Source organism: Psychrobacter sp. (assembly GCF_036731945.1).
Taxonomy (GTDB): domain Bacteria; phylum Pseudomonadota; class Gammaproteobacteria; order Pseudomonadales; family Moraxellaceae; genus Psychrobacter.
In genome coordinates, this window is sequence record NZ_DAINDI010000046.1 from 13,697 (window position 1) to 22,055 (window position 8,359).

General features: G+C 43.2%; 5 protein-coding genes and 1 pseudogene. 2 read left to right on the forward strand and 4 right to left on the reverse strand.

Annotated elements, in window-relative coordinates:
* Nucleotides 1–722: pseudogene (locus V7D75_RS10120) on the reverse strand (TPM domain-containing protein); the annotation flags it as partial.
* Nucleotides 723–931: 209 nt separating this feature from the next.
* Nucleotides 932–1,564 (reverse strand): LemA family protein, encoded by a 633-nt coding sequence (locus tag V7D75_RS10125; RefSeq protein WP_333614460.1) that lies wholly within the window; start codon nt 1,562–1,564, stop codon nt 932–934.
* Between the two features lie 974 nt (nt 1,565–2,538).
* On the opposite strand from V7D75_RS10125, the gene V7D75_RS10130 reads away from it, so the two are divergent.
* The gene (locus V7D75_RS10130) at nt 2,539–4,089 is read left to right on the forward strand and encodes an alanine/glycine:cation symporter family protein (protein ID WP_068408544.1); all 1,551 of its coding nucleotides are present in this window, start codon (nt 2,539–2,541) and stop codon (nt 4,087–4,089) included.
* Nucleotides 4,090–4,452: 363 nt separating this feature from the next.
* On the opposite strand, the gene V7D75_RS10135 is transcribed toward V7D75_RS10130, so the two are convergent.
* Together V7D75_RS10135 and V7D75_RS10140 are read right to left on the reverse strand one after the other, a co-directional pair.
* The gene (locus V7D75_RS10135; RefSeq protein WP_333614461.1) at nt 4,453–5,076 is read right to left on the reverse strand and encodes a fasciclin domain-containing protein; all 624 of its coding nucleotides are present in this window, start codon (nt 5,074–5,076) and stop codon (nt 4,453–4,455) included.
* A 381-nt stretch (nt 5,077–5,457) separates the two neighbouring features.
* Nucleotides 5,458–6,012, reverse strand: a complete 555-nt coding sequence (locus V7D75_RS10140) for a fasciclin domain-containing protein (protein WP_333614462.1) — start codon at nt 6,010–6,012, stop codon at nt 5,458–5,460.
* Nucleotides 6,013–6,949: 937 nt separating this feature from the next.
* On the opposite strand from V7D75_RS10140, the gene V7D75_RS10145 reads away from it, so the two are divergent.
* Nucleotides 6,950–8,359: homocysteine S-methyltransferase family protein (locus tag V7D75_RS10145; RefSeq protein WP_333614467.1), on the forward strand; the 1,410-nt coding region annotated here is incomplete at its 3' end.

Here is an 8,359-nt window from a genome sequence, read left to right on the forward strand (position 1 = left end):
CCCGCCAATATCCCAGCGCCATAGTCATTTTGCTTAAATAGCGGTGTGATGTCTTCGCGAATAATACGGTTGACCGCCGAATCTGGCAACACCCCTTCTAGCCCATAGCCGGTTAAAATATAGATATTGCGGTCATTAACGGCAACGACCATCAAGAGACCATCGTCAATATCTTTATTACCCAGCTGCCATTTTTCGGCAACTTGTAGCGAATAATCAAAGATTGGCATGCCATTGGTGGTCGGTACAATGACCACCGCAGCTTGCGCCAAACCTTGCTGATAAATGCCTCTTAGCTGCGCCTCTAAACGCTGCTTTTCTTGCGGGTTTAAGATATTGGCTTGATCGATAACCGGCGAGTTTAAGATGAGCTTATCAGCATCGACACCCTGAGCACTTGATTGTACAGGCGGACGATTAGAAGTTGTTGAGGTAGTCGTATTACTATCGGAATTAGCAGCATTAGGATTGATAGCATCATTGCCAAGAATAGCTTCATTAATGGCTTCGTTACCTAAGACCGCATCGTTGATGGCTTCATTAGATTCGGCAGCTTTTGCAATCGCTACCAATTCCTCGACACTACGGTTTTGCATATCTGAGGTGCTATCGCTAGCGACCGCCGTATTATTATTAGCATCGGGCGCGGCATGCAGCAGCGAGCCACTTCCAATGCTTAGAGTAAATAATAATGCGGATAATAGTGCTGTTGAATGCTTCATCTAATCTATACCACCTCAAATGACATCTGTACTAATAAATGACGACAGAACCAACTGCTATAAACGACAACAAAAAAAACGACTGACGATTAAGGCGTTCTATCATTTTTGAGCAAATAAACGGACTGTTAAATAAACGCACTGTCACATAAACAGTAGCATTTATAGGCCATCATGGTAGATAGAACGCCTAAACTGAAAACTTTGCTTTACTGCGCCGTCTGCGCATTATCGTCGCCGAAGTTGACACTTGGTGCAGTCGATATTTCTTTTTCATTGGCAACGCTAAAGTTTGGTTTGGCGTCCATGCCAAATACTTTGGCCGTAATATTGGTTGGGAACTGACGCACGGTAGTGTTATAGCCTTGAACTTCTTGGATATAACGGTTACGCGCCACCGTAATACGGTTTTCTGTACCTTCCAGCTGCGCCTGCAAATCTTGGAACAAAGCATCAGATTTTAGCTCAGGATAGCGCTCAGAAACCGCCATCAAACGCGATAGCGCGCCAGTCATCTGATCTTGGGCAGCCGCATAGCGCTCCATTGCTTCAGGGTCATTGAGCAGCTCTGGCGTGACTGTAATACCGCCCGCTTGTGAGCGCGCTGCCGCGACTTGGGTAAACACCTCTTGCTCTTGCTTAGCATATTGCTGCACGACTTTGACCAGGTTTGGTACCAAGTCCGAACGACGCTGATATTGGTTGACCACTTCTGACCAAGCCGCGGTGACCTGCTCATCTTGCGCCTGCAAATTGTTATAGCCACAACCGCTCAAACCAACGGTAGAGGTCGCTAATATTGCTGATAGCAACATAGGTTTTAAAAAAGATTTACGCGTCATCGTTGACTCTCCTAATGATAAATAACAAACAAAACGTTTTTTAATCGCTTTTTTTAATGTTAACCACTTAATATGCACTTATAGTTTATCGCCTACTGGATTTTATAACCGACAGTTTCGCAGCTAACCGTTTCATGGCGTGAATACCGCAGCAGCAATATATTGTGCTAATAATGGCGCTATACCGTCACTTTTACAATTCATCGTTACCAAAACACAACCTCAAAGCAGCGTTTATCGTAGGGCTGTGGCGCATTTTAGGAATTTAGTACTGCTGTTAGCGCGCCTGTCTTTTAAGCCCCCATTAACGGTTAATTAAAAAATATTGGCCAATACAAAATAAATAGAAGATTTTTTGACCTTGGATAAGCAATCGAGCAAAGAAAACCATTTATAAATGAACGCCCTTATAAAGAAAATTCTAGTAATTGACTAAAAAATATGGCAAATTGCAGTTACGTAGCCGTACGGTTTGAATACATTTGGTAGTGGACTTATAAGAATTTTGGTATTAACTGCGTGTCAATGTCGCATCAAAAAGGATTGATAAACGACTAATGACTGCTCTATTACCTTACTCTACCATGTAAGTGTAGCCAGCTGATATGACTCATAAAAAGTTAAGTGCCATCCTCTCGCTTACTGAGATGATGGTTATTTATATTATAACCGCCTGTTTTATCCACTGGTTTATTTTAAGCGCTTTACATAAAAGCAGCCTTAATAAACTATCAACGCTGATAAGCGGTTGCATACGCTCATTATTGTTCATAAACCAGACGGATAACAGCAGACAACTACAGTCCATCCTTAGTGGCTAAGCGCGTATGAAACTTAATCTGTAAGGAGAATTTCCACCGCAGTTAAGTGCATGCAGATTATTTGAGTGGTTGGTTTTAATAAGGATATTAAAGCTGGTCTACTCTTAGCATCATCATATATAGCCACTTTGAGACAGTACTAGGAATATACATATGGAAGGTTTAGTCGATTTAGTAAACGGAATTATCTGGAGCCCAGCATTGGTTTATCTCTGCTTGGGCGCAGGTTTATTTTATTCCATCATGACGCGCTTCGTACAAGTACGTTTATTCGGGGAAATGATTACCTTACTTTTTACTGGTAAATCAAGTGCACAGGGTATTTCATCATTTCAGGCACTCGCCGTATCCCTAGCGGGGCGTGTGGGTATGGGTAACATCGCTGGGGTCGCTGCCGCTATTGGTTTCGGTGGTCCTGGTGCGGTATTTTGGATGTGGGTTGTGGCTTTCTTAGGTGCATCTACCGCTTATGTCGAAGCAACCCTTGCACAGATTTATAAAGAAAAAGACGTCATCACTGGCGAATACCGCGGCGGTCCAGCTTACTATTTTGAGCGCGCCCTTGGTCAACGCTGGTATGGCATTCTTTTTGCCGTCGCGTCTATCTTAGCTTGCGGTATGTTCTTACCGGGCGTACAAGCAAACGGCGTTATCAGCGCGTTTGCTCAAGTCATGGGTGAAGGCACGCCGATGAATATCATGGGCTTAGAAGTTGGCTCTATGCGCTTGGTCGGTCTTGCTATCATTTTGGTCATCTTAGGTACTATTATCTTTGGTGGTATCAAACGTATCGCAACCTTTACCGAGTATGCTGTTCCTTTTATGGCACTCGGTTATATTGGCCTTGCACTCGTCATTATGTTTACCAATTATCAGATGATTCCAGAAGTCTTCGGTTTGATTATCAGTGATGCGTTTACCGCGCAAGCAGGCTTTGGTGCCGCTATCGGTTGGGGTGTCAAACGTGGTATTTACTCTAACGAAGCGGGTCAAGGTACAGGTCCTCACGCTGCGGCGGCTGCGGAAGTTGAGCATCCATCACAGCAAGGTTTGGTACAAGCATTCTCAGTGTATGTTGATACCTTACTAGTCTGTTCTGCGACTGCGTTTATGATCATTACCATGGGTACTTATAATATCCAGGGCACACTACCTGACGGTCAATTCATCGTACAAAACGTCGCGGCTGGTGTTGAGATCAACTCGCCTGCCTTTACGCAGATGGCAATGGAAACCATGTACGGTCAATTTGGTAATATCTTTATTGCCGTTGCGGTCTTCTTCTTTGCATTTACCACCATCTTAGCGTACTACTATATCGCTGAAGTAAACGTCGCCTACTTGACGCGCTTTATCAGTCGCGGCGCTAATAGAACTGGTCTATTCTTAGTTAAAATCTTAATCATGGTGATGGTTGCCTACGGTGGTCTTAACTCTGCAGGCTACATTTGGGATATCGGTGATATCGGCGTAGGTCTAATGGCTTGGTTAAATATCGTTGGTATTTTGGTTATCTTTATTGTCGCGCGTCCAACGCTTACTATGCTTAGAGATTATGAAGCACAGCGTAAAGCAGGCGTGAAGCACTATACCTTTGATCCAGCAAAATTCGGTATCAAAAATGCACCGTATTGGGAAGAGCGTCATCTAAAGCAGCAACAAAGAATGGCAGCTCAAGACCCACTACATAAAGAACGTCTATAGTTTACTGAGCTATAATGTTATCTAAATAGTATTGATGACACTATAAGCATCGATAAAACAAGAAGCCTGAGGCAATGGTCTCAGGCTTCTTTTATATAGTAAGTTTACCTTAAGACCGTTATATTGAGTGAAAAGCGATATCGATACATCACGTACTGCTGATATCAATTTTTCTTACTTGCTCTGCCTGCGCAGACAGAGGCTACAAAAAATTGATATCAGCAATATGTAGCGTTTTTAGAATATCTTGACTATACAGGGCGACTGAGATAAACCTTTCATCAGTGAGCAGACATAAAAAAGCCTAGCTATATAGCTAGGCTTTTTGCATTTTAAAGTAAGACTGGTGTGAATCGCTGATCCTTATTTAGGCAATAAAACTGTATCAATTACATGGACCACACCGTTGGTTGCCATCATATCGGTGCCAACGATATTAGCGGTGTTACCACTGGCATCGGTAATCACGTTAGCATCACTGATAGAGATGGTTTGACCGTTTGCCGTGTCGATAGCGGTACCATAAGGGATGTCAGCAGCTTTAACCACCATCGGTACGACATGATACGTCAATACGCTAGTTAGCAACTCTTTATTACCGAGCAATTCCTCTTTAGTGACGTTCAGTTTGGTCAACAAAGCAGCAAAAGCATCATCGGTTGGGGCGAATACCGTGTACTGACCTTCTGCTATCATCATGTCATCAAGCTCAGCCGCTTGCAGCGCTTCGGTTAGGATGGTTAGATTCTCATTACCAGCAGCCATCTCACCGATACTTTGCGTCGCTGCCGCATCTATAGGCATCGCATCATCAGTAGACTCAGCCACTGCTTCAGCTGGCATATCTGTGGTGGTTTCTGGCTCAACGGCTACTTCAGTAGTTGCGGCTGGCTCAACTGGCTCAGTAACGGCTTCTTTATCGTTACAGGCCGCCAGTGACATGGCAGCGGTAACGACGGCGATAGATAATAAATTCTTTTTTAACATAGGTCATTCCTTTGAAATAACGGGTTTGTAGATGGTATTTTTTGATTTTAGAACGGTTTTAGTTTTGGAACTTTTAAATTTAGATACTGATATAAACACGGATAAATAAAAGTTTCTAGATGAAAATGCCGGTAAATGAGTGATAAGTTAGGTAATATCACTCAATGTCTACTATCTTAGCTGATTATTTTTTGCTTACTGCTGACTTAGGTAGCAACACTGTATCGATCACGTATAGCGTCCCATTGCTAGGCTAAACAAGAATCTTAAGTTTATAACCTAGCAATAGTTATATATCATTTGAATCTGCCTACTACCTAAGCAAATAATTTGTCGCTCTTTTACTGCTTATTTAGGTAATAATTTATTTAAGCAATAAAATTATTTAGGCAACAGCACTCTATCAATCACATGTATCACGCCATTACTCGCCGCGATATCTGTTTTTAAAATCTTGGTAGTACGACCATTTTCATCCATTAATCGGCCTTGTGGCGTAATCACCAGCGTGTCATTACTAAGCATAGTGTAATTACCCGGTCTGACATGTTTTTGGTAAACAGGCGTATTACCTTTAAGCACATGATAGGTCAAGATTTTGGTCAACAACGGCTTGTTGGCAAACAGCTCAGCTTTGGTCATGCCGGTCTCTTGTAACGCTTGCACAAAAGCGGCATTGGTCGGAGCCAGTATCGTGTAGCTTGCACTGGTATCGGTCAGCGCGCCTGCCAAACCTGCCGCTTGCAAGGCTTCTACTAGTAGTGAGAAATCAGCGTTGCTTTGTGCAATCTGTACCACGTTCATACTGGCAGTTGGCTGGCTGTGCATAGGCGCCTTTGTGGCAGGGGTTTTGGTTGGCATCATATTATTACAAGCGCTAAGGCCAGCAATTGAAAGTGCTAAGGTACCAAGAGTGGCGATTTTGATCAGTTTCATAACATTGTCCTTAATGATTGAATGACTACATGGTTTGATAAATGAATAGCTAACTGATTACAATTTATTGATTTTTATTACGGTCTTACGGTCAGATTGTCTTTCCTTAAAACCCTTGCCTATTCCGTTTTTAATTCTTAATTGCTAACCACTCTCAAATAAAAACCATTAACAGTTACTAATAAGCATTGCTTATGAAACGCCAATCCTTCTGAAATTAAATTAACATATCACAAAGCATTATAAACTTGCGTTTAGGCTAATTTTTGTAGCTTACGTGTAAACCAAGGCAGTTTAATAAAACCTCGTATAAATAACTGCTTTATAAATACAAATCAAAGCTTTAGGTAATCCTCTATTAAAATGATATTCATTTGTTCCAAGCTGCGTTATCCAATAGAATTTGTTATAACTGTATTTTTAATTCGGAACTTTTAATGGCATTTTAACGCTTAATACGGGGCTAATTTCGTGCAACGATAATTGGTCATAGTAATCAATTTTTGTTATTTTCAAATACGATGGCGTCAGTGATAGTGCCAAAATGGAATAAGCGGAATAAGTACAATCCCGCGAGTAATAGCCGTTTCGTGCTAGAATAATCCAGATTTGCTTATCAATTTTTAAGCCACCTTTTTATCAATACTATTGTTTTATACGCCCTATTTTATCAGTAGCTAACTTAGTAAGCTCGCCCTAAAAATCTTGAACACTTTATCTTCTTCCTTTTCTTATCTTGACTCTAATAAGCAGCGCTCCTATGACTCAAACCACCACCCCACCGACCTGTTCTCATAATCATACTGGTGTCGCCAATACCAATACAGCCAATGCCACCAATGTATCAAGCACGGCTAGCGACTTTATTTTGACGCCGCCTGCTGTATTTCCTTATAAAGAACAGCAGTTAACCGCGCGCGCACGCCTCACCGAGCAGATGGCGGCGCGAATTATAATGCTAGATGGTGCGATGGGTACCCATATTCAGACCTTTAAGTTAGAGGAAGCCGATTATCGCGGTGAGCATTTTGCCGATATTGAGCAAGATGTACGCGGTAATAATGATTTGCTAGTACTGACTCAACCGCAGATGATTAAAGAGATTCATAGCGCGCATCTGGCCGCAGGCGCGGATATCATTGAAACCAATAGCTTTAACGGTACGCGCTTATCAATGGCCGACTACGATATGCAGCATCTCGTGCCAGAATTGAATAAAACCGCTGCTAAAATTGCGCGCGAAGCTGCTGATGAATACACCGCTAAGACCCCAGAAAAGCCGCGCTTTGTGGCAGGCGTTATTGGGCCGACGTCGCGTACTTGTTCATTATCCCCTGACGTCAATGACCCAGCCTTTCGTAATATCACCTTTGATGAGTTGGTGCTGAACTATCGCGAGGCGACGCTGGCTTTGATAGAAGGTGGCGTTGATATTCTATTAATCGAGACTATTTTTGATACGCTAAATGCTAAGGCTGCAATCTTTGCGGTGACGGGCGTGTTTGATGATATCGGTTTTGAATTACCGATTATGATTTCGGGGACAATTACCGATGCGTCTGGTCGGACGCTTTCAGGTCAAACGGCTGAGGCATTTTATAACTCGATTCGCCATGCCAAGCCGCTATCTGTTGGCTTTAACTGTGCGCTTGGTGCTGATGCACTGCGTCCGCATATTCAAACCCTATCAAACATCGCCGATACTTATGTCTCCGCCCATCCAAACGCGGGTTTGCCCAATGAATTTGGTGAGTACGATGAAACACCGGAGCAAACGGCTGCCCTGCTTGAAGGTTTTGCCAAAGCTGGCATTCTAAATATCGTCGGCGGTTGCTGCGGTACTACGCCTGAGCACATTCGCCTGATTGCGGAGATGGTCGCCAATTACCCACCGCGCGTGATACCTGAAATCCCTCCTGCTTGCCGCTTATCGGGACTTGAACCATTTACTATTACCCCCGAAAGCTTATTCGTCAATGTCGGTGAGCGTACTAACGTGACGGGCTCAAAGAAATTCCTACGTTTAATCAAAACCGAAGCTTATACTGAAGCGCTCGATGTTGCCCGTGACCAAGTCGAGGGCGGCGCACAAATCGTCGATATCAATATGGACGAGGGTATGCTCGACTCCAAACAGGCGATGATTCACTTCGTCAATTTGGTCTCTGGTGAGCCTGATATTAGCCGTGTGCCCCTGATGATTGACTCATCAAAATGGGACATTATCGAAGAAGGGCTTAAACGCATTCAAGGTAAATCCGTCGTCAACTCTATCTCGTTAAAAGAAGGCCATGCTGAGTTCGTCGAACGCGCCAAGCTTTGTATGCGCTATGGTGCGGCGGTCATC